Origin of the sequence: Mongoliimonas terrestris (assembly GCF_001927285.1) — a bacterium.
GTDB classification, from domain to species: Bacteria; Pseudomonadota; Alphaproteobacteria; order Rhizobiales; family Pleomorphomonadaceae; genus Chthonobacter; species Chthonobacter terrestris.
This window is the reverse complement of record NZ_MSIG01000011.1, coordinates 74,469-95,351: the sequence shown is the minus strand read 5'-3', so window position 1 is coordinate 95,351 and position 20,883 is coordinate 74,469. Positions and strand designations below refer to the sequence as shown.

Here is a 20,883-nt window from a genome sequence, read left to right as displayed (position 1 = left end):
GGGACGGGGTCAGAGCTTCTCGATGACCGCGGCGGCACCGGAGACGGTTGCCTGGCCCGGGCTCTCCTCGATGTCGAGGGACTTGAGGATGCCGTCCTCCACGATGGCGGCGTAGCGCTTGGAGCGGATGCCGAGGCCGCCGCCGGTCAGGTCGAGGTCGAGGCCGAGGGCCTTGGTGAAGACCGCCGAGCCGTCGGCCGCGAAGGTCACCTTGTCCATGCCGCCGGCATGCTGGGCCCAGGCCTTCATGACGAAGGCGTCGTTCACCGACACGCAGATGATGTCGTCCACGCCCTTGGCCTTGATGGCGTCGGCGTTCTCGATGAAGCCCGGCAGGTGGTTCATGGTGCAGGTGGGGGTGAAGGCACCCGGCACCGCGAACAGCACCACCTTCTTGCCGGAAAAGAGCTCGTCGGTGGTCTGCTCGACCGCCGCGTCCGGGGTGACGACCTTCAGCTTCACGTCCGGCAGCTTGTCGCCGACAGCAATCGTCATGGCTCTTCAGTCCTCTTCGGGTTCGGGGCCGGATCGCGCCGGGCGGCGGAAGCCGCGGCGGCGGCCGGCGCATCCGTGGAATAGCGTAGGCGGCCCGTTCAGGGAAGGGCGCGCACGGCCTCGATACCGCCGTCCGGTGTCGCCACCGTGAAGCGCATCGGCGTCCCGCTGACCGTCGCGGCCTTTGGTCGCCCGTTGAGGGAGAGGTGGAACACCGCCACGTCTGTTTCCACGCCGACCGGTTGCGGCTGGCCGATGTACCAGCCGTCCGGCGGCTCCACGAAGAGATCGGTTTCCGCGGCAGCGCCGGGGGCGGTCCTCACCCTGATGCGCACCGCCTCCGGCCCGTCCGGCTCCACGGCGATCACCGCCGGCAGGGCGCCGTCGGTTTCGGCGACCGGCACCCGGTCGAGGGCGTCCGCGATCCGTTCGGCGGCGGATGGACGCGCCCCGTCGTCCGGGCTGAGCGTCGCCGAGAAGGTCGCCTCACCGGGCACGCAGATCTCGCGGCAGAAGCCGAAGGTGAGCTGCAGGTCGAGGACCACCGGCTGGCTCGGATCCGCCGCATGGACCATCAGCGGCAACAGCACGTCCCCATGGTAGACGATCGAGGTGCTGTAGCCGTCCGACCACCGCTCCGGCGCCGGGAAGACCAGTTGCACCGCCTTGAGGTTTTGGCTGCCTTCGGTCGTCAGCGTCGGCGCGATCCCGGCGTCGCCCGGATGGCGCCAGTAGGTGTGCCAGCCGTCCGCCAGATGAATGCCGATGCCGGCCCGGTAGACCTCACCCTCCGGCGGACCGCCCGCCGTGAAAAGCACGGTCTGCGGCGGCTCGATGACCGGCTGGCCAGCCGAGGCCGGAACGGCGAAGACGGTCGCGGCGGCCGCCAGGCCTCGGAGAGGCTGAAAAATTTCCGAAAGCATCTTCAAGATCGCCGTGGTTTCCACAACATGAGGCACAGGGGTATAAGCTTGAATCCCGTTTTTCGGCCGTCATAATGTCGTGACGATTGAGGACGATTCATCCCCTCGATCACTGTTCGCGGCGGTGGGAAGCCTCCCGCCGACCTCGAAAGGAGCGGCGTACGCCCTATGGCACAGCAGGAAACCTATCTGGACGGCCAATTCCTGATCGCTATGCCGGGGGTGGAAGAAAGCTCCTTCGCGCGAACGGTCGTATATCTTTGCGCCCACTCGGCCGAAGGCGCCATGGGGCTCATCATCAACAAGCCGATGGCGCATCTCTCCTTCCGCGACCTTTTGGTGCAGTTGGAGATCATCCCGGAGGGCGACGCCATCCGGCTGCCCGCGACCGCCGGCGGCATGCGGGTGCACCGGGGCGGCCCGGTGGAGACGGGGCGCGGCTTCGTGCTCCATTCGTCCGACTATCACCTGGAGAACTCCACTCTTCCGATCAACGAGTCCGTCTCCCTGACCGCCACCCTGGAAATCCTGAAGGCGATCGCCGAGGGCCGCGGCCCCGACCAGGCGCTGCTGGCGCTCGGCTATGCCGGCTGGGCGCCGGGCCAGTTGGAGACCGAGATCCAGAACAACGGCTGGCTGACCTGCGACGCCGACCCGGCGATCATCTTCGAGGCGGACCTCGACGACCGCTACACCCTGGCCCTCGCCAGCCTCGGCATCGACCCGGCTCTCCTCTCCAGCGAACTCGGCCACGCCTGACCGACACGTTGTCGGCGACATCCACCTGCCCGCCCGTGGGATGTGACGGGTCCGCCGTCCGGTCTGACGACTCCCATGTCGCCTCGCTCGTCTTGCAGAGCCCAGTTCGGGCGTCTAGGGTCGTGGATCGAGGAGATCGACGCCGGCGTGGGAGGACATCGCCGGGGTATCCATCAACCGCAGCATCGGGATTCGCCCCCCTCGTGAAGTATGTGAGCACCCGCGGCACCGCGCCCGCCCTCTCCTTCTCAGACGTCGTCCTTGCCGGTCTCGCCCGTGACGGCGGCCTCTACGTGCCCGAACGCTGGCCGACCCTTTCCGCCACGACGATCGCGGGCCTTGCCGGCCGTCCCTACGCGGACGTGGCCTTCGAGGTGATCGCGCCTTTCGTCGACGGAGACATTTCCGACAGCGACCTGAAGCGCATGCTGGCGGAGAGCTATGCGCCCGCCGTGTTCCGTCATCCGGCGGTGACGCCGCTGGTGCAGCTGGCGCCCGGCCATTTCGTGCTGGAGCTCTTCCACGGGCCGACGCTCGCCTTCAAGGACGTCGCCATGCAGCTTCTCGCACGGCTGATGGACCACGTGCTCGGCCGGCGCGGCGACCGGGCGACCATCGTGGGCGCCACCTCCGGCGACACCGGCGGCGCGGCCATCGAGGCCTTTCGCGGGCGGCAGAACACGGACATCTTCATCCTCTTCCCGCACGGCCGGGTGTCGGCGGTGCAGCGCCGGCAGATGACCACCGTCGCCGACGACAACGTGCACGCCATCGCGCTGGAGGGCACGTTCGACGATGCCCAGGCGATCGTGAAGGGGATGTTCAACCACTTCGCCTTCCGCGACCGCGTCCGCCTGTCCGGCGTCAACTCGATCAACTGGGGCCGGATCGTCGCCCAGGTGGTCTACTACTTCGTGGCCGCGACCGCGCTCGGCGCGCCGCACCGGCCGGTGTCCTTCACCGTGCCGACGGGCAATTTCGGCGACATCTTCGCCGGCTACGTAGCCCGGCGCATGGGCCTGCCGATCGAACGGCTGGTGATCGCCACCAACTCCAACGACATCCTCGCTCGCACGGTCGAAACCGGCCGCTACGAGGTACGCGGCGTGCACCCGACGATCTCGCCGTCCATGGACATTCAGGTGTCGTCCAACTTCGAGCGGCTGCTGTTCGAGACCACGGGCCGGGACGGCGACGGCGTGAAGCGGATGATGGACCAGCTGCAGCAGTCGGGCGCCTTCACGGTGCCGGAGGCGGCGCTCGGGGCCATCCGGTCCGGCTTTGCGGCCGACCGGGCGGACGAGGCTTCGACCGCCGCCACCATCCGCCGCGTCCACCGGGAGGCCGGCATGCTCGTCGACCCGCACACCGCCACCGGCATCGCCGTGGCGGAGAGCGTGATGGACCCGCGCGTTCCGATGGTGACGCTCGCCACCGCCCATCCGGCCAAGTTCCCGGATGCCGTGGTGACGGCGAGCGATATCTACCCCGCCCTGCCGACCTGGCTCGGCGATCTGATGGGCCGTCCTGAGCGGCAGAGCGTCGTCGCCAACAGCCTGGAAGCGGTGGAAGCCTTCATGCTCGACCGGGCGAGAGCGGTGACCGTGGAGGTTTGAGGCGGATGGCAGTCGAGGTTACGGAGCTTTCGAACGGTATCACGGTCGTCACCCACGACATGCCGCATCTGGCGTCCACCGCCCTCGGGGTCTGGGTGGCCGCCGGTTCCCGGTCGGAAGAGGCCTCCGAGAACGGCATCTCGCATCTTCTGGAGCACATGGCCTTCAAGGGCACGTCCAAGCGGACGGCGATCGCCATCGCGGAGGAGATCGAGAACGTGGGCGGCGAGGTGAACGCCGCGACGTCCATCGAGAACACCAGCTACTACGCCCGGGTGCTTGCCGGGGATGTGCCGCTCGCGCTCGACATCCTCGCCGACATTCTCCAGGATTCGCTCTTCGACGCCGAGGAACTCGCCCGCGAAAAGCACGTGATCGGCCAGGAGATCGGCGCGGCGCTCGACACGCCCGAAGACCTGGTGTTCGACCATTTCCAGGAGGCCGCCTTTCCGGGCCAGCCGATCGGTCGCCCCATCCTCGGCTCGGTGGAGACGGTGGGGAGCTTTTCCGAGGCGCACCTTCGCGACTATCTCGGCCGCCACTACACCGGCGAGAACACGGTGATCGCCGCGGCCGGCAAGCTGGACCACAAGGAACTGGTCTCGCTGGCACGCGAGAAGTTCGCCGGATACGAGAAAACCGCACCCACCGGCGATCATCCAGCCGCCTACCGGGGCGGCGAGCGGCGCGAGGAACGGGACCTGATGGAAGCCCAGATCGTCCTCGGCTTCCCGGGCGTCTCCTACTATGACGACGACTACACGACCGCCCAGATCGCCGCCTCGGTGCTCGGCGGCGGCATGTCGTCGCGGCTGTTCCAGGAGGTGCGCGAGAAGCGCGGCCTCTGCTATTCGGTCTATTCCTTCCATTGGGGTTTCCGCGACAGCGGCGTCTTCGGCATCGCGGCCGCGACCGGCGAGGCAGACGCCCACGATCTGGTGGACACCTCGCTGGAAGAAATCTCCAAGGCCGTCAGCGCCATCACCGCCGCCGAGGTGGACCGCGCCAAGGCGCAGCTGCGCGCCGGCCTGTTGATGACGCTGGAGAGCCCGGCTGCGCGCGCCGGCCAGATCGCCCGGCAGGTGATGATCCACGGCCGGCCGATCCCGCTCGACGAGCTGGTGACGCGCATCAACGCCGTGACCCCCGCCAAGGTGGGCGAGTTCATCGGCCGGACGGTCGGTGCCGGATCGCCGACGCTGGCCGCCATCGGCCCGGTGTCCAGGGTGCCCAGTCTCACGGCCATCGCCGACCGGTTCGGCACCAGACCGGCGAGCGCCGCATGAGCATCCTGCACGTCGTCGGCGAAGCCACTCCGGTTCTTCGCACCGATCGTGTCCTGCTCCGCCCGCCCGTGCTTGCCGACCATGTCGCCTGGGTGGCTCTTCGCGAGGAGAGCCGTCTCTTCCTGAAGCCCTGGGAACCGGTGTGGGCCGCCGACGACCTCACCCGGTCCGCCTTCAAGCGCCGGGTGAAGCTCTACCACCGGGCGGCGCGCGAGGATCTCGGCTACGCTTTCTTCCTCTTCCGGGTCGACGAACCCCATGTGCTCCTCGGCGGCATCACCCTCTCCAACGTGCGGCGGGGCGTGATCCAGTCCTGCTCGCTCGGCTACTGGATGGGCGAGCGCTACGCCGGCAAGGGCTACATGACCGAGGCGGTCCGGACCATCATCACCTACGTGTTCCACGACCTGAAGCTGCACCGGCTGGAGGCGGCGTCGATCCCGCACAACACCCGGTCCATACGGCTTCTGGAAAAAGCCGGATTCTCCCGCGAAGGCTTTGCCCGCCGTTTCCTGATGATCGACGGCCGCTGGCAGGACCACATCCTGTTCGCGCTCCTGTCGGACGACCCGCGCCCGGCGCCGCGGTACGAACCGGCCGGCGTCCCCGCGACCGGCTGGATACCGGCCTGAGCGGACCGGCGGCCCGGATCTCCACCGTTCGTTGGCCGGGCGTGTTTGATCAGGCCCGACAAGTTAACTATCGTGCCCTCGCCGAAGCAGCGGCGGTCGTGTTCGCGGAGTGGAAATCCTTGGCCTTTGCCCGCCACCTGGCACTTCTGGTCTGTCTGGTCCTGTCGGCTGCCGGCATCCGCCCTGCCCTCGCGGTCGAGCCCGTTTCCGTGCCGGCGGACATGGCGGCCATCGACCTTTCCAATGCCATCGAGTTTCGCCGCGAATCGACCGAGTCGATCCAGGTGTCGACGGCGCCCGGCTCGGACGGGATCGTGCGGCGCATCGAAGTGCGCTCGCGCGGAACGGAAGCTAACCCGACGTGGGTGGTGTTCCATCTGGCCAACAACACCGACCAGCAGCTGGACCGGCTGATCGTCGCCCCGCACTTCCGCCTCGCCGGCTCGGGCCTCCTCTGGCCGGACCTCGGCGCCTCCCGCATCGCCGCCATCACGCCGAGCCAGGGGTTCGCGCCCGAGCGGCAGCCGAGCCAGGACGCGGACGTGTACCTGGTGACGCTCGACCCCGGATCGGTGGTCACCTTCGTGGCGGAGCTTCGCACCGAGGCGCTGCCGCAGCTCACGCTCTGGCAGCCGAACGCCTACAAGGACAGCGTCAACGCCTACACGCTCTACCGCGGCATCGTGCTCGGCATTGCGGGCCTGCTGGCGCTCTTCCTCACCATCCTCTTCGTCGTCAAGGGATCCATGATGTTCCCCGCGACGGCGGCCCTGGCGTGGACGGTGCTGGCTTATCTCTGCATCGACTTCGGCTTCTGGAACAAGGTCTTCCACGTGGAGCCGGGGGCGGACCAGCTGTACCGCGCCGGCTCGGAGGTGATGATCGCCGTCACCCTGGTGATCTTTCTCTACGCCTATCTCAACCTCAACCGCTGGCACGTGCGCTACAGTCACGTGGCCCTGATGACGCTCCTGGCGCTCACCGGCCTCTTCGGCGTGGCGGTCTATGATCCATCGATCGCCGCCGGCATCGCCCGCATGGTGCTGGCCGGGCTCGGCCTCCTCGGCTTCCTCCTGATCCTCGCCATGGCGGTGCGCGGCTACGATCGCGCCATCATGCTGATCCCCACCTGGCTGCTCTTCATCGCCTGGCTGGCCGGAACCGGCCTCACGGTCTCCGGCGAACTCGTCAACGACCTCGTCCAGCCGGCGCTGGCCGGCGGGCTGGTGCTCCTCGTCCTCCTCCTCGGCTTCACGGTGATGCAGCACGCCTTCGCCGGCGGCTCCATCGCTGACGGGCTGATGAACGACGCGGAACGCCGGGCGCTGGCCCTGACCGGGGCCGGCGACATCATCTGGGACTGGGACGTCACCCGCGACCGCATCTACACCTCCGCGGAGGCCGAGGAGAGCCTCGGCTTCAAGCGCGGCGCCCTGGAAGGCCCCGCCCGCGACTGGCTGGAGGTGCTGCACCCGCAGGACCGGGACCGCTTCAAGGCGACCCTCGACGCCGTCGTGGAGCAACGGCGTGGCAGGCTCGGCCAGACCTTTCGGCTCCGTGCCCAGGACGGCCATTACCAGTGGTTCCGCCTGCGTGCCCGCCCGATCCTCGGCAACGACGGCGAGGTGATCCGCTGCGTCGGCACCCTCCTCGACATCACCGACGCCAAGACCGCCCAGGAGCGCCTGCTGCACGACGCCGTGCACGACAACCTGACGGGCCTGCCCAACCGCGAGCTCTTCCTCGACCGGCTCGGCTCCGCCATGACCCGGGCGCAGGCGGACACGGCCAGCCGGCCAGCAGTCTTCCTCATCGACATCGACCGTTTCCGGCAGGTGAACGAGACCCTCGGCCTTTCGGTCGGCGACAGCATCCTCCTCACGGTCGCCCGTCGGCTGGGCCGGCTTCTGAAGCCGCTCGACAGTCTGGCGCGCCTGGAGGGCGACCACTTCGCCATCATCCTCGTTTCCGAGCAGTCGCCGGAGCGCATCGCCGCTTTCGCCGACGCGGTGCGCCGGGCGATCCGCGCCGCCATCGCCTTCGGGGAGCGGGAGATCTTCCTCACGGCCTCGATCGGCATCGCCATCTATGACCGCGAGCAACGCGATCCGGACGACCTGGTGAAGGATGCGGAAGTCGCCGTCGCGTTCGCCAAGCGCCTCGGCGGCGACAGGATCGAATCCTTCCGGCCCTCGCTGAGGACGGCTGCCGCCGAGGCGATGACGCTGGAGACCGACCTCCGTCACGCGCTCGAGCGCGACGAGATGAAGGTGTTCTACCAGCCGATCGTGCGCACCGAAGACCGGTCCATCGCGGGCTTCGAGGCGCTGCTGCGCTGGGACCACCCCAAGCGCGGACGCATCCCGCCGACCGATTTCATCCCGGCGGCCGAGCGCAGCGGACTCATCGTGCCGCTCGGGCTCTTCGTGCTGGAGCGGGCCGCCAAGCAGCTCGACACCTGGCACCAGACCTTGCCCAACGGTGAGAAGCTGTTCGTCAGCGTCAACGTTTCCAGCCGCCAGCTCCTGCGGCACGACCTCATCAACGACGTGAAGGCCGTGCTGTCGCGGGCTTCGCTGCCGAAGGGCAGTCTGAAGCTGGAGCTGACCGAAAGCCTGGTGATGGAGAACCCGGAGTTCGCAACCCAGGTCCTCGCCCGGCTGAAGGAACTCGGCGCCGGCCTCGCGCTCGACGATTTCGGCACTGGCTTCTCGTCCCTTGCCTACCTGCAGCGCCTGCCGGTCGACACCCTGAAGATCGACCAGAGCTTCCTCAAGGGCAACGGCCGCAACCGGCTGGTGATCCTGAAGTCCATCATCGGCCTTGCCCACGACCTCGGCATGGACGTGGTTGCCGAGGGCGCCGAGACCGAGGCGGAAGCCGCCGAACTGGTCAGCTTCGGCGCCGACTACGCCCAAGGCTACCTCTTCGGCCACCCCATGATCGCCGACGACGTAAGGAAGCTGATGGAGCGGGCGCAGAAGGCGCGGGCGTAGGAGGGAGTGAGGCAGTAGGCAGTAGGCAGTAGGCAGTAGGCAGTAGGCATTAGGCAGTAGGCAGTAGGCAGTAGGAAGAAGGGTGCGCCCTGTCATCCGCCGCGACGAAATCCCTACTGCCTATTCCCTACTGCCTACTGCCTACTTCCAATTCCCTACTGCCTACTGCCTATTCCCTACTGCCTATTCCCCAACTGCCGCCGCACCACGGCGACGAACACCACCACAAGCGCGAGGGCCAGCCCGTACCACGTGATCGCGTACTGGAGGTGGTTGTTGGAGAAGGCGATGACCGTCTCGCCGCCTTGAGGCAGGCCGCCGGGGGACTCGCCGGCGAAGACGTCGACCGTGAAGGGGGCGACGCGGTCCGGGTATAGGCCGACGGCGTCGGCCATGCGCTCCGGATCGCGCACGAACCAGATGTTGCGCTCCACGTCGTCCTCGGGGCTAACCCAGGAGGGTTCCTCCGGCGGACGCGTGAGGCCGGTGATGGTGTGGAAGCCCTCCACCTGACCTTCGGCGCGGCTCGTCGGATCCTTGCGGTCGAGCGGCACGAAGCCGCGGTTGACGAAGACCCAGAGGCCTTCGCGGGTCTCCGCCGGGGTGAGGACGAAATAGCCCTGGCCGCCCACCGGCCCCTTCGGCTGGGTGAGCGCGATGAAGACGTGTATCTCGCGGCTGTGGTCGTAGCGGCCCTCGAACGTGACCGGCTGATACTCGATGGCAACGGGATCGAGATCGTCCCAGGCATCATAGCCCGGAATCGGCCCAGGCTCGGCCGTGATGCGGGCGTTGACCCGGGCGATCAGGTCCTCCTTCCAGCCGAGCCGCTCCACCTGCCACGTGCCGAGTCCAAGGAGGACGGCTAGGGCCACGAGGGCCGCGATGGTGAGCGGGATGAGGCTGCGGCGGGGCGGCCGGCGGCCGTCGTCGGAATTGGCTTTCATGGTCCGGGCTTGGTTGGGTCGGCCATCGCGCCGTGCCGGGCTTCGGCCGCCTTGTTCTTGAACTGCACGCCGATCATCACGCCCTTCAGCGGCCGCAGGCCACCGATGCAGAGGACGAGCGTGAGGGGCAGCCAAAGCATGGCGTGGATCCAGAGCGCGGGCTGCCACGTGACTTCAACATAGAGCGCCAGGCCGACGATGATGAAGCCGACGATCAGGATGACGAAAACCGCCGGCCCGTCGCCGGAATCGATGAAGGCATAGTCGAGCCCGCAGCGATCGCAGCCGGGTGCCGTATCGAGGAAGCCCTTGAACAGCTTGCCCTCGCCGCACCGCGGGCAGCGGCCGCGAACCGCCGCCGAAACCGGCGAGGCAGGGCTGTGGATCCTTCGATCGGACATGAAGCCGGCCTCCGTTTCTTCCTGCCGAGGTGCGTCGCGGCGTTCGTCCGGCGCGGCCGGACAGTGCCATGCACGGGCCACAAACGCGAGCGGCGCGGGGAGTGGTCTCCCGCGCGCCGCCCGTCGGTGTCAACTGTGGTGACCGCTTACTCGTGGATCACGGCGCCCACGGAGCCCCACACGTAGATGGAGGCGAACAGGAAGAGCCAGACCACGTCGACGAAGTGCCAGTACCAGGCGGCGGCTTCGAACCCGAAGTGCTTCTGCGGCGTGAAGTGACCCTTCATGGCGCGGATCAAGCAGACGAGCAGGAAGATCGTGCCGACGATCACGTGGAAGCCGTGGAAGCCTGTCGCCATGAAGAAGGTGGCGCCGTAGATGTTGCCCGAGAAGGCGAACGCGGCGTGGCTGTACTCGATCGCCTGCACGTAGGAGAAGAGAACGCCGAGGGCGACGGTGGCCACGAGGCCCCAGATCAGGCCGCGACGGTCGTTGTGCAGCAGCGCGTGATGCGCCCAGGTCACCGTGGTGCCGGAGAGCAGCAGGATCAGAGTGTTGAAGAGCGGCAGGTGCCACGGATCGAACACCTCGACGCCCTGCGGCGGCCAGGTGCCGCCGGTGTGCTCGGCGCGAAGGACCTGATGGGCTTCACCCGGGAAGAGGCTGGCGTCGAAATAGGCCCAGAACCAGGCGACGAAGAACATCACCTCGGAGGCGATGAACAGGATCATGCCGTAGCGCAGATGAAGGCTGACCACGCGGGTGTGGTAGCCGGCCTGGCTCTCCTTCACCGTGTCGCGCCACCAGCCGAACATGGTGTAGAGGACGATCGCGAGGCCGACCAGGAACAGCCAGGGCTGCGCGATGTCGGCGCCTGCGAAAACGAGCTCCCCGCCGGCGCTCCAGCGCATCAGGGCGATGGCGCCCACCGCCATGAGGAAGGCACCCACCGAGGCGATGAACGGCCACGGGCTGGGATCGACGAGGTGGTAGTCGTGGTGTTTGGTTCCAGCCATTTTCTTCTCCCGGTGCCCCGGCCGGTCCTGGCGCATTCAAGGTCGCAGGCGGTCGGCGGGTCGGTCCTCTAGCGGTGTGGTTGCTCGTTATTCGTTCAAAGACGCGCGGCTTCGGCCGGTGTCGAAACGCCGGCCACAGGCTTTTCCGCCGCTTTCGCGGGGAAGAAGGTGTAGGACAAGGTGATCGTCGTGACCGACGCGGTGTCCGCATCGTCCACGATCGCCGGATCCACATAGAAGGTCACGCCCATCTCCATCTCCTCGCCAGGCTCCAGCCGCTGCTCGGTGAAGCAGAAGCAGGCGATCTTGGAGAAGAAGGCACCGGTTGCCCCGGGCGTGACGTTGAAGGCGGCGGTGCCGACGGTGGGCTCGGCTGCGAGGTTCTTCACCCGGTAGCTGACGGTCTGCATCTCGCCGATCTTCAGCGTGATGGACTTCTGGTCCGGCGCGAAGGACCACGGCAGGCCGGGCGCCACATTGGCGTCGAACCGCACCGTGATGTCCCGGTCGAGGACCTGGATGCCGTCGGCGGTCTCCACACGCTGGGTCGTGCCGCCGTAGCCGGTGACCCGGCAGAACAGGTCGTAGAGCGGCACAGACGCATAGGCAGCCCCCAGCATGGCGCCGACGAACGCCACGCAGGCGACCGCCATCTTGCGGTTGCGACCGCTGGTCTTCGGATCGGACGTCGCTTCGCTCATGGTCGTGTTCCGTCAGAGGGGCCGGTTGGCGACATTGCCGCCGAGCTTCACGATGGTCACCAGGTAGAACAGCAGCACGAGGCCGGCGAGGAAGAGCGCGATAGCGATGGAGCGCGCGCGCCGCCGCTTCTTCTGTTCCGGCGTCAGTTCGATCAGATCCCTGTCCGCCATCGGTCAGACCCCGGCAAGCGCGCCCACCACCAGATGCTCCACGAGGAGCACGGCGAAGAGCGCGAAGAGGTAGCCGATGGAGAAGAAGAAGAGCCGCATCGCCGCCTTGCGCGCCTCCGGCCCCTCGGTGACCCGTGCCACCTGGACCGAGAACGCAAGGAAAACCGCGCCGAGAACCGCCGCCACGACACCGTAGGTGAGCCCGGCGAAGCCGAGGACCGTGGGCAGCACGCCGATGGGGGCCAGAAGCGCCGCGTAGAGCACGATCTGCCGGCGGGTCGAGGCGGCACCCTGGACGACCGGCATCATAGGGACACCGGCGCGGGCGTAGTCCTCGGACTTCACCAAGGCGAGCGCCCAGAAGTGCGGGGGCGTCCACATGAAGATGATGAGAAAGAGGATGGCGCTTTCCCAGGAGAGCGTGCCGGTGACCGCCGTCCAGCCGATCATCGGCGGGAAGGCGCCGGCCGCGCCGCCGATCACGATGTTCTGCGGCGTCCGCCGCTTCAGGCCCATGGTGTAGACGACGACGTAGAAGAAGATGGTGAAGGCCAGCATGGAGGCCGCGGCCCAGTTCACCGCGACGCCGAGGACCATGACGGACAGCACCGACAGCACCATGCCGAACTGCAGCGCCTCGGACGCGGTGATCCGGCCGTCCGGCACCGGGCGGCGCGCCGTCCGGGACATGAGGCGGTCGATGTCGGCGTCGTACCACATGTTGAGCGCGCCGGACGCGCCCGCGCCGACCGCGATGCCGAGGATCGCCACGAAACCGAGCAGCGGATGAACGCCGCCCGGAGCGAGCACCATGCCGGTCAGCGCGGTGAAGATCACCAGCGACATCACCCGCGGCTTCAACAGTTCGAAGTAGTCGCCGACCGATGCGGAACCGCCGGTCCATTCGGCCCGTCCCATCGTCATCGATCGATCGTCAACCAAAGCCATCTGCTCGCCTCTAAGCTTGCTGCCGCCCCCGCGGGCGGCGCCATGCGGGCGCCGCCCCTTAAGCCCGGCCACGTCCTCCGGGCACCGCGGTCTTCATGGCAAGGGCGGCCCTCGGGCCACCCGCCGGTTCGTGACGCGCAATCCCCTCCCTGGCGGGATGCGCCTTTCCTCTTTCAACGCCGCGGCCGGGCGGACCCGGTCGCGGGGATCGGTCCGGCCGACGCGCGGCCGGACCGTCGGATCAGTGGGCGTCGCCCTTGATCACCGGCAGCTTCTCGAACTGGTGGAACGGCGGCGGAGAGGACAGGGTCCACTCCAGGGTCGTCGCACCGGCACCCCACGGGTTGTCACCCGCGACGCGCTTCTTCTGGAAGGCCTCGTACACCAGGTAGAGGAACAGGAACACCGACAGGGCCGACAGGTAGGACCCGATCGAGGATACGAAGTTCCAGCCGGCGTAGGCGTCCGGATAGTCCGCGTAGCGCCGCGGCATGCCCTGCAGGCCGAGGAAGTGCTGCGGGAAGAACAGGAGGTTCACGCCGACGAACATCAGCCAGAAATGGATGTTGCCGAGTTTCTCGCTGTACATGTAGCCGAACATCTTCGGGAACCAGTAGTACCAGCCCGCGAAGATGGCGAACACGGCGCCGAGCGACAGAACGTAGTGGAAGTGAGCGACGACGTAGTAGGTGTCGTGCAGCACCCGGTCGAAGCCGGCGTTGGCGAGCTGAACGCCCGTGACGCCGCCGACGGTGAACAGGAAGATGAAGCCGATCGCCCAGAGCATGGGCGTGCGGAACTCGATGGAGCCGCCCCACATGGTGGCGATCCAGGAGAAGATCTTCACGCCCGTCGGCACCGCGATCACCATGGTGGCGGCGACGAAGTAGGCCTGGGTGTCGACGTCGAGACCGACCGTGTACATGTGGTGCGCCCACACGACGAAGCCGACGGCGCCGATGGCCACCATGGCGTAGGCCATGCCGAGATAGCCGAACACCGGCTTCTTGGAGAAGGTGGCTACGATGTGGCTGATGATGCCGAAGCCCGGCAGGATCAGGATGTACACTTCCGGGTGACCGAAGAACCAGAACAGGTGCTGGTAGAGGATCGGGTCACCGCCGCCTTCCGGCGCGAAGAAGGTCGTGCCGAAGTTGCGGTCCGTCAGCAGCATGGTGATGGCGCCGGCGAGCACCGGCAGCGACAGCAGCAGCAGGAAGGCCGTCACCAGCACCGACCAGGCGAACAGCGGCATCTTGTGCAGCGTCATGCCCGGGGCGCGCATGTTGAAGATGGTGGTGATGAAGTTGATCGCGCCGAGGATGGACGACGCGCCCGACACGTGCAGCGCCAGGATGGCGAAGTCCATCGCCGGACCCGGGGTGCCGCTGGTGGAGTACGGCGGGTAGATGGTCCAGCCGCCGGTGACGCCCGGCGAGCCGTCGGCGCCTTCCACGAACATCGACATGATGAGCAGGAGGAAGGACGGCGGCAGCAGCCAGAACGAGATGTTGTTCATCCGCGGGAACGCCATGTCCGGCGCGCCGATCATGATCGGCACGAAGTAGTTGGCGAAGCCGCCGATCAGCGCCGGCATGACCATGAAGAAGATCATGATCAGGCCGTGCGCCGTCGTGAACATGTTGTAGACGTTCGGGTCGCCGAAGATCTGCATGCCGGGCTCCTGGAGCTCCATGCGCATGCCGACCGACAGGGCGCCGCCCACCAGACCCGCGATGATCGCGAAGATCAGGTAGAGGATGCCGATGTCCTTGTGGTTGGTCGAATAGACCCAGCGGACCCATCCCGTGGGATGATCGTGGTCCCCCTGGGTACCATAGGAAGCGGTGGCCATCGTGGCGCTTCTCCATCCAGACGAGGGCGGCACGGCACCATAGCCGCGGCCGCCTGAAAGCGTTGTGACGTGTCAGTGCGATCGGGTCGGGCGCGCGATCAGCGCGCCGCGACCTTGGTGGCGTCGGTGCGGAAGGACGCGAGCAGCTGGGTGGCGGCGTCCATGTCCTCCGCCGCGGCGGCGAGCCACTGCGCGTACTGGTCCTCGGTCACCACGTTCAGCTGGATCGGCATGTAGGCATGCCGGAGCCCGCAGAGTTCGGAGCACTGACCGTAGTAGACGCCCGGAGTGTCGGCGCGGAACCAGGTCTCGTTGAGGCGGCCCGGAATGGCGTCGATCTTGACGCCCATGGACGGCATCGCGAAGGCGTGGATCACGTCCGACGCCGTCACCTGGACGCGCACGACCTTGCCGGCCGGAACCACGATCGGGTAGTCCACGGCGAGCATGCGCGGCTGGTTCACCGGGTCGGTGATGTCGGCGTCCTCGATCAGGGTCGAATCGAAGCTCACGGCCTCGGCGTCCGGGTACTCGTAGCTCCAGTACCACTTGTTGCCGATCGCCTTGATGGTCACGTCCGCCGGCGGGATGGTCTGCTCTTCGTAGAGCAGGCGAAACGACGGCACGGCCAGCATCAGGAGGATCAGCACCGGGGCGACGGTCCAGATCACCTCGATCATGGTGTTGTGCGAGGTGCGGGACGGGACCGGGTTGGCCTTGGCGTTAAATTTCACGATCACGGCGACCAAGAGCACCAGCACCAGGAGGGTGACCGGCACGATGATCCAGAAGGTGAAGCTGCCGAAGCTGTGGATGTCAGCCATAATCGGGCTGGCGGCCGGCTGCAGGTAGGTGCCCCACTCCACCGGCTGGGCGGCGTGGGCGGCGCTCATGCCCAGCGTGCCGACACCGGCGACGCAGGCCAACAGGCGCTTCATGGTTTTCGTCACGTTTGGCTCCCTCACGGCGCGAGACGACCCCAGCGCGGGCATACGCCCGTCGGACCGTCGCGGCGAACGACCTTCGATCCCATCATCAAACCTCGGCGCCGACGGTCCGCATCGCACTGTGGCGAAACCGCCGGACCGGCCACGCCGCCCTCACGGCATGCCGCCCAGCGGTCGGAGGCGCCCGTCCCTCACCGGCCCCCCGACATACAGGCGTCGGAAACGTCTTGTCGAGCCACGGCTTTTGACCTGGATCAAACAGCCTGAGAAAAACCATATGGCGGCGCCCGCCGCAATGCCCCCTCATGCCCGGCGATGCGGCAAATGTGCGCGCGCGGTGTGCATCGCAGCGACGCGGCCGTTCTCGCGCGGCCGGAAAACAATGTATTCTGCCGTCGTTCCCGCCGCACAAATGCGCGATTCGCGCCTCTTATGAGCGCACTGCGGCGGGATGGCCTTCAAGGCGAGGCCGACCGTGACCGAAGCCATGGCCTCTGCGGATCCTTAGACGAATGAAGAAGACAAAGACTGCTCCGATCGCGGCCCTTGCGGCACTGGCTGCTACAATCGCCATAACATATCTCGGGCCGGTGCAAGCCCAGGGTGTCGTCCGGTCGAGCCATGGGGACTGGCAGATCCGCTGCGACCAGCCGCCCGGCGCCCGCGAGGAGCAATGCGCCCTGATCCAGAACGTCACCGCCGAGGACCGCGACAACGTGGGCCTGTCGGTGATCGTGCTGAAGACGGCCGACAAGCAGGCCCGGATCCTGCGCGTGCTGGCGCCGCTCGGCGTGCTGATCCCGTCGGGCCTCGGCCTTCGGATCGACGACAAGGACATCGGCCGCGCCGGCTTCGTGCGCTGCCTTGCCAACGGCTGCTTCGCCGAGGTGGTGCTGGAGCCCGATCTCATCACCCAGTTGGAGACGGGCAAGACGGCGACCTTCATCATCTTCCAGACGCCCGAGGAGGGCATCGGCATCCCGATCTCGCTCGCCGGCTTCAAGCCCGGCTTCGAGGCCTTGCCGTGAAGATCGACAGTCCCGAGGCGCTCCGGGCGCTTTACGGCGCGCCGGGCGAACGGTCCGCGCGCAAGCAACTGGTGGCGCTCGACCCGCATTGCCGCCGCTTCGTCGCCCTGTCGCCCTTCGTGCTCCTCGCCACCTCCGGCGCCGACGGGCTCTGCGACGTGACACCGCGGGGCGACGCGCCCGGCTTCGTGGCTGTTGCGGACGACCGGACCCTGCTCATGCCGGACTGGCCGGGCAACAACCGGCTCGACAGCCTGATGAACATCCTCGACCGGCCGGGGGTGGGGCTTCTCTTCGTCATACCCGGCGTGGACGAGACCCTGCGGGTGAACGGCACGGCCGAAATCCTGGTGGATCCGGCGCTCCTGCAGCGCTTCGCCGCCGACGGGCGGGCGCCGAAGACCGTGCTCCGCATCGAGGTCCGGGAAGCCTATCTCCACTGCGCGAAGGCCTTCATGCGATCGCGCCTTTGGGATCCGGCCGCCCAGGTGGACCGGTCGAGCCTGCCGTCCATGGGCCAGATGCTGAAGGATCAGCTCAATCTCGAGCACGGCGAGTCGCAGGCGGAGATGATCGAGCGCTACCGGGCCACGCTCTACTGAACGCGTTCGCGCGGACGGCTTCGACGCGCGCCGGCGGCGGGAGAGGTGCAAACCGGCGTTCCAGCCCCTATGTTCGGTCCTGAGCCGAAACCGACGCCTGGGAACGCCATGACCGCCGACACCACCGACCTCTTCGCCCTCACCGGCCTCGATCCGGACCGGGCCCGCGCTGCCGTGACCGAAGCCGTCGCCGACGCGGACGACGGGGAACTCTATCTGGAGCGGACCCAGAGCGAGGTGCTGGCCTTCGACAACGGCCGGCTGAAGACCGCCACCTACGAGGTGAGCCAGGGCTTCGGCCTGCGGGCCGTCGCCGGCGAGGCGGTGGGCTACGCCCATGCGGACGACATCTCCGAAGCCGCGCTGAAGCGTGCCGTCTCGGCCGTCAAGGCGGTGTCGGCCGGCTACGCGGGAACGGCGGCCGAGCCGCCGCGGGCCACCAACCGGCACCTCTACGGCGACGAGAACCCGCTGCTGTCGCCGGTCTTCTCGGCCAAGGTGGACCTCCTCGGCGCCATCGACGCCTATGCGCGGGCGAAGGACCCGCGCGTCCGGCAGGTCACCGCATCCGTGGCGGGATCCTACAAGATCGTCGAGATCCTGCGTGCCGACGGCATCCATGTGCGCGACATCCGCCCGCTGGTGCGCGTGAACGTGTCCGTGGTGGTGGGCGACGGCGACCGGCAGGAGAGCGGCTCGTTCAGCGAGGGCGCCCGCACCAGCTACGACGCCTTCATCACCCCCGACCGCTGGCAGGCGGCGGTGGACGAGGCGCTGCGCATGGCGCTCGTGAACCTGGAGGCCCGACCGGCGCCGGCCGGCACCTTCGACGTGGTGCTCGGCCCGGGCTGGCCCGGCGTGCTCCTGCACGAGGCCGTGGGCCATGGCCTGGAAGGCGATTTCAACCGCAAGAAGACGTCCGCCTTCTCCGGCCTCATGGGCCAGATGGTCGCCGCCAAGGGCGTCACCATCGTGGACGACGGCACCGTGCCGGACGCGCGCGGCTCCATCACCGTCGACGACGAGGGCACCCCGTCCCAGTACAACACCCTGATCGAGGACGGCCGTCTGGTCGGCTACATGCAGGATCGCCAGAACGCGCGCCTGATGGGCGTGGCGCCCACGGGCAACGGCCGGCGCCAGTCCTACGCGCACGTGCCCATGCCGCGCATGACCAACACCTACATGCTCGGCGGCCAGCACACGCCGGACGAGATCCTGGCGAGCGTCAAGGACGGCATCTTCGCCAAGTCCTTCTCCGGCGGCCAGGTCGACATCGTCTCCGGCAAATTCGTGTTCGACTGCACGGAGGCCTACCGGGTGCGCAACGGCCGGATCGAGGAGCCGCTGAAGGGGGCCATGCTGATCGGCAACGGGCCGGACGCCATGCACCGGGTCTCCATGATCGGCAACGACCTGGAGCTCGACCGCGGCGTCGGCACCTGCGGCAAGAACGGCCAGGGCGTGCCGGTCGGGGTCGGCCAGCCGTCGCTCAGGATCGACGGCGTCACGGTGGGTGGCACGGAAGCCTGATCGACACCGACCGTTCCTGCAGCCGACGTCCGGAGATCCGATGCCGATCCGCCTCGTCCTCTTCGACATGGATGACGTGGTCTACGCCTACGCGCGGGCGGCGCGCATCGCCGTCATCGCCCACGAGACCGGCCTCGACCCGAAGGACATCGAGGCCCGGATCTGGACGTCCGGCTTCCAGGACGATGCGGACGCCGGCCTCTATCCGACGGTGGAGGCCTATCTGGCCGGCTGGGAGGCACGCCTCGGCGGCCCCATGCCGCGCGAGCTCTGGGTGAGAGCGAGGGCCGCTAGCCTGACGCCGATCGAGGAGACGCTCTCGCTGTTCCACCGGCTCGCCCGCAGCGACGTGGCCATCGGCGTTCTGACCAACAACGGACCGCTCCTCCACGCCGAGCGGGAGGCGCTGGTACCGGAGCTTTCGGCGATCGCGGCCGAGCGCTTCCTGGTTTCGGCAGCCTTTGGCACCCGCAAACCCGATCCGGCGGTCTTCACCCGCGCGCTCGACCGATTGGGGTTTACGGCCGACGAAACCGTGTTCGTCGACGACCGGATCGAAAACGTGGCCGGCGCCGCGACAGCCGGGCTGGCGGCCATCCATTTCCAGGCGCCGCACGACCTCGCCCCTTCGCTTCGCGCGCTCGGGCTGCCGGTGTAGGCCGCAGGCGGCCGGACGCGACGCTCCCATGGCCTCCCGCGCCTTTGCGACGGGTTCAGGTGCTACGTCCGGTCAGGTCCGTAGCGTCTCGGTCTTGCGCACGGACGCCGGTTGCGCAATGGATCGGACGGGCGGAACCAGGGGCGAGGTCTCGCGGTTGTCGGCCCTCACGCTCGCCCCGAGCGCCCTGCCCTTCCCAGCGTCGGACCCTCCCCATCGTGGCCATCCCCGATTTCCTGACCGGCGAACTCGCCGCGCTCGCGCAGGTTATCTTCATCGACGTCGTGCTCGCCGGCGACAACGCGGTGGTGGTCGGCATGGCCGCCGCCGGGGTCGATCCGAAGATCCGCCGCAAGGTGATCCTCTGGGGCATCGGCGGCGCTGTGATCCTGCGCATCCTGTTCGCGCTGGTGACGACGCAACTGCTCGCCATCGTGGGTCTCACGCTCGCCGGCGGTATCCTGCTCCTTTGGGTGTGCTGGAAGATGGTGCGCGAGATCCTCGCCCATGGGCACGAGGAGAAGGCCGGCGCGGACGTGACCCGGCGGGCGCTCGACGACGATCCGATGAACGACCATCCGGCGAAGGGGAAGGCCAAGACCTTCACCCAGGCGATGACGCAGATCATCGTCGCCGACGTCTCCATGTCGCTCGACAACGTGCTCGCCGTCGCCGGCGCCGCCAAGGAGCACCTGTGGGTGCTGGTGATCGGGCTTCTCTTCTCGGTCGCCCTCATGGGCGCGGCGGCGACGCTGATCGCCAACGTGCTCGCCCGCTACCGCTGGATCGCCTGGATCGGCCTTCTGGTCATTCTCTACGTGGCCTTGGAGATGATCTGGCGCGGCTCGGCCGAGGTCGCCTGCCTGGAAGCACCGAACATGACGGCCTGCGCGGAGGCGCCGCTCGACGCCATCCGGGCGCGCATGTTCGGGCCCTGATGCCGGGCCGGGGCAGCGATTCGTTTGCCGCGGCGACGGTGCGGATGGTGCCGGCCTTGCATCGCGGCATCGAAAGACCGATGTTCTGGCGATGCGATCGATGGTGCGGCGGCCTGGTCCACCACGCCGACGGGCCGGCCTTCAGCGGGCCGTGCGCCCGAATGCCTGCGTCGCCCGTGCGGGCGACCTGATCTGGAGCAGACTGAACGACATGAATCGGATGGAATTCCCGGGTGGTGGAGGCGAAGCGCAGATCCGCTACCTGGACGGCGACTTCAAGATCGTCAGGCCCGGATCCTATGTGCGCTGCGCCATCAGCAGCCGGCCGATCCTGATCCAGGACCTGAAATACTGGAGCGTGGAACGCCAGGAGGCCTACGTGGACGCGGACGCGGCCCTGGAAGCCTATCGCCGTCACAACAAGCTCTGAG

21 protein-coding genes are annotated in these 20,883 nt (G+C 67.9%); 11 read left to right on the top strand and 10 right to left on the bottom strand.

The annotated features are described in order from the left end of the window. Positions 1-9: 9 nt before the first annotated feature. Together BUQ68_RS16055 and BUQ68_RS16050 are read right to left on the bottom strand one after the other, a co-directional pair. Positions 10-495 carry a peroxiredoxin gene (locus BUQ68_RS16055; protein ID WP_075217012.1) on the bottom strand — a complete coding sequence of 162 codons (486 nt, stop codon included), beginning with the start codon at positions 493-495 and terminating at the stop codon, positions 10-12. A gap of 98 nt (positions 496-593) precedes the next feature. Continuing rightward, positions 594-1,418 carry a protein-disulfide reductase DsbD domain-containing protein gene (locus tag BUQ68_RS16050; RefSeq protein ID WP_245293286.1) on the bottom strand — a complete coding sequence of 275 codons (825 nt, stop codon included), beginning with the start codon at positions 1,416-1,418 and terminating at the stop codon, positions 594-596. Between the two features lie 168 nt (positions 1,419-1,586). On the opposite strand from BUQ68_RS16050, the gene BUQ68_RS16045 reads away from it, so the two are divergent. The 5 genes from BUQ68_RS16045 (at position 1,587) to BUQ68_RS16025 (ending at position 8,707) form a co-directional block, all read left to right on the top strand. Continuing rightward, positions 1,587-2,177, top strand: a complete 591-nt coding sequence (locus BUQ68_RS16045; protein ID WP_075217010.1) for a YqgE/AlgH family protein — start codon at positions 1,587-1,589, stop codon at positions 2,175-2,177. A 203-nt stretch (positions 2,178-2,380) separates the two neighbouring features. After that, on the top strand, positions 2,381-3,793 hold the full coding sequence (gene thrC, locus BUQ68_RS16040; RefSeq protein ID WP_075217009.1) for a threonine synthase: 1,413 nt from the start codon (positions 2,381-2,383) through the stop codon (positions 3,791-3,793). Between the two features lie 5 nt (positions 3,794-3,798). Then, positions 3,799-5,079: a M16 family metallopeptidase gene (locus BUQ68_RS16035; RefSeq protein ID WP_075217008.1), complete on the top strand. Its 1,281-nt coding sequence runs from the start codon at positions 3,799-3,801 to the stop codon at positions 5,077-5,079. After that, positions 5,076-5,711, top strand: a complete 636-nt coding sequence (locus tag BUQ68_RS16030; protein WP_075217007.1) for a GNAT family N-acetyltransferase — start codon at positions 5,076-5,078, stop codon at positions 5,709-5,711. The genes BUQ68_RS16035 and BUQ68_RS16030 overlap by 4 nt, the downstream gene beginning before the upstream one ends. A 221-nt stretch (positions 5,712-5,932) precedes the next feature. Beyond that, a complete protein-coding gene (locus tag BUQ68_RS16025; RefSeq protein WP_095407353.1) occupies positions 5,933-8,707 on the top strand; it encodes an EAL domain-containing protein in 2,775 nt (924 codons plus the stop codon). A gap of 176 nt (positions 8,708-8,883) precedes the next feature. On the opposite strand, the gene BUQ68_RS16020 is transcribed toward BUQ68_RS16025, so the two are convergent. The 8 genes from BUQ68_RS16020 to coxB form a co-directional block, all read right to left on the bottom strand. Then, positions 8,884-9,654, bottom strand: a complete 771-nt coding sequence (locus BUQ68_RS16020; RefSeq protein ID WP_075217005.1) for an SURF1 family protein — start codon at positions 9,652-9,654, stop codon at positions 8,884-8,886. Then, positions 9,651-10,055, bottom strand: coding sequence for a DUF983 domain-containing protein (locus BUQ68_RS16015; protein WP_075217004.1), 405 nt, complete (start codon positions 10,053-10,055; stop codon positions 9,651-9,653). Before BUQ68_RS16015 ends, BUQ68_RS16020 begins: the two co-directional genes overlap by 4 nt. A gap of 146 nt (positions 10,056-10,201) precedes the next feature. Next, on the bottom strand, positions 10,202-11,071 hold the full coding sequence (locus BUQ68_RS16010; RefSeq protein WP_075217080.1) for a cytochrome c oxidase subunit 3: 870 nt from the start codon (positions 11,069-11,071) through the stop codon (positions 10,202-10,204). 95 nt (positions 11,072-11,166) lie between these two features. Continuing rightward, the gene (locus tag BUQ68_RS16005; RefSeq protein WP_075217003.1) at positions 11,167-11,772 is read right to left on the bottom strand and encodes a cytochrome c oxidase assembly protein; all 606 of its coding nucleotides are present in this window, start codon (positions 11,770-11,772) and stop codon (positions 11,167-11,169) included. Positions 11,773-11,784: 12 nt separating this feature from the next. Then, positions 11,785-11,943, bottom strand: a complete 159-nt coding sequence (locus tag BUQ68_RS23815) for a hypothetical protein (RefSeq protein ID WP_175577828.1) — start codon at positions 11,941-11,943, stop codon at positions 11,785-11,787. Between the two features lie 3 nt (positions 11,944-11,946). Continuing rightward, on the bottom strand, positions 11,947-12,891 hold the full coding sequence (locus tag BUQ68_RS16000; protein ID WP_075217002.1) for a heme o synthase: 945 nt from the start codon (positions 12,889-12,891) through the stop codon (positions 11,947-11,949). Positions 12,892-13,132: 241 nt separating this feature from the next. Next, positions 13,133-14,746, bottom strand: coding sequence for a cytochrome c oxidase subunit I (gene ctaD / locus BUQ68_RS15995; protein WP_075217001.1), 1,614 nt, complete (start codon positions 14,744-14,746; stop codon positions 13,133-13,135). A 98-nt stretch (positions 14,747-14,844) separates the two neighbouring features. After that, on the bottom strand, positions 14,845-15,684 hold the full coding sequence (gene coxB / locus BUQ68_RS15990) for a cytochrome c oxidase subunit II (protein WP_075217000.1): 840 nt from the start codon (positions 15,682-15,684) through the stop codon (positions 14,845-14,847). Between the two features lie 521 nt (positions 15,685-16,205). On the opposite strand from coxB, the gene BUQ68_RS15985 reads away from it, so the two are divergent. The 6 genes from BUQ68_RS15985 (at position 16,206) to BUQ68_RS15960 (ending at position 20,882) form a co-directional block, all read left to right on the top strand. Continuing rightward, positions 16,206-16,721, top strand: a complete 516-nt coding sequence (locus tag BUQ68_RS15985; protein ID WP_075216999.1) for an invasion associated locus B family protein — start codon at positions 16,206-16,208, stop codon at positions 16,719-16,721. Further along, a complete protein-coding gene (locus BUQ68_RS15980; RefSeq protein WP_075216998.1) occupies positions 16,718-17,323 on the top strand; it encodes a pyridoxamine 5'-phosphate oxidase family protein in 606 nt (201 codons plus the stop codon). The genes BUQ68_RS15985 and BUQ68_RS15980 overlap by 4 nt, the downstream gene beginning before the upstream one ends. Positions 17,324-17,431: 108 nt before the next feature. After that, on the top strand, positions 17,432-18,856 hold the full coding sequence (gene tldD, locus BUQ68_RS15975; protein ID WP_075216997.1) for a metalloprotease TldD: 1,425 nt from the start codon (positions 17,432-17,434) through the stop codon (positions 18,854-18,856). 40 nt (positions 18,857-18,896) lie between these two features. Continuing rightward, positions 18,897-19,514 carry an HAD-IA family hydrolase gene (locus BUQ68_RS15970; protein ID WP_075216996.1) on the top strand — a complete coding sequence of 206 codons (618 nt, stop codon included), beginning with the start codon at positions 18,897-18,899 and terminating at the stop codon, positions 19,512-19,514. Positions 19,515-19,738: 224 nt separating this feature from the next. After that, complete coding sequence (locus BUQ68_RS15965) at positions 19,739-20,452, top strand: TerC family protein (protein ID WP_083656642.1); 714 nt, start codon at positions 19,739-19,741, stop codon at positions 20,450-20,452. A 211-nt stretch (positions 20,453-20,663) separates the two neighbouring features. Next, positions 20,664-20,882 carry a DUF2093 domain-containing protein gene (locus BUQ68_RS15960; RefSeq protein ID WP_075216995.1) on the top strand — a complete coding sequence of 73 codons (219 nt, stop codon included), beginning with the start codon at positions 20,664-20,666 and terminating at the stop codon, positions 20,880-20,882. Position 20,883: the final 1 nt, after the last annotated feature.

Coding starts and splice junctions, on each gene's coding strand:
- BUQ68_RS16055 (WP_075217012.1), bottom strand. CDS start 495: ATGACGATTGCTGTCGGCGACAAGCTGCCGGACGTGAAGCTGAAGGTC.
- BUQ68_RS16050 (WP_245293286.1), bottom strand. CDS start 1,418: ATGCTTTCGGAAATTTTTCAGCCTCTCCGAGGCCTGGCGGCCGCCGCG.
- BUQ68_RS16045 (WP_075217010.1), top strand. CDS start 1,587: ATGGCACAGCAGGAAACCTATCTGGACGGCCAATTCCTGATCGCTATG.
- BUQ68_RS16035 (WP_075217008.1), top strand. CDS start 3,799: ATGGCAGTCGAGGTTACGGAGCTTTCGAACGGTATCACGGTCGTCACC.
- BUQ68_RS16030 (WP_075217007.1), top strand. CDS start 5,076: ATGAGCATCCTGCACGTCGTCGGCGAAGCCACTCCGGTTCTTCGCACC.
- BUQ68_RS16025 (WP_095407353.1), top strand. CDS start 5,933: ATGGCGGCCATCGACCTTTCCAATGCCATCGAGTTTCGCCGCGAATCG.
- BUQ68_RS16020 (WP_075217005.1), bottom strand. CDS start 9,654: ATGAAAGCCAATTCCGACGACGGCCGCCGGCCGCCCCGCCGCAGCCTC.
- BUQ68_RS16015 (WP_075217004.1), bottom strand. CDS start 10,055: ATGTCCGATCGAAGGATCCACAGCCCTGCCTCGCCGGTTTCGGCGGCG.
- BUQ68_RS16010 (WP_075217080.1), bottom strand. CDS start 11,071: ATGGCTGGAACCAAACACCACGACTACCACCTCGTCGATCCCAGCCCG.
- BUQ68_RS16005 (WP_075217003.1), bottom strand. CDS start 11,772: ATGAGCGAAGCGACGTCCGATCCGAAGACCAGCGGTCGCAACCGCAAG.
- BUQ68_RS23815 (WP_175577828.1), bottom strand. CDS start 11,943: ATGGCGGACAGGGATCTGATCGAACTGACGCCGGAACAGAAGAAGCGG.
- BUQ68_RS16000 (WP_075217002.1), bottom strand. CDS start 12,891: ATGGCTTTGGTTGACGATCGATCGATGACGATGGGACGGGCCGAATGG.
- ctaD (WP_075217001.1), bottom strand. CDS start 14,746: ATGGCCACCGCTTCCTATGGTACCCAGGGGGACCACGATCATCCCACG.
- coxB (WP_075217000.1), bottom strand. CDS start 15,684: ATGAAGCGCCTGTTGGCCTGCGTCGCCGGTGTCGGCACGCTGGGCATG.
- BUQ68_RS15985 (WP_075216999.1), top strand. CDS start 16,206: ATGAAGAAGACAAAGACTGCTCCGATCGCGGCCCTTGCGGCACTGGCT.
- tldD (WP_075216997.1), top strand. CDS start 17,432: ATGACCGCCGACACCACCGACCTCTTCGCCCTCACCGGCCTCGATCCG.
- BUQ68_RS15970 (WP_075216996.1), top strand. CDS start 18,897: ATGCCGATCCGCCTCGTCCTCTTCGACATGGATGACGTGGTCTACGCC.
- BUQ68_RS15960 (WP_075216995.1), top strand. CDS start 20,664: ATGAATCGGATGGAATTCCCGGGTGGTGGAGGCGAAGCGCAGATCCGC.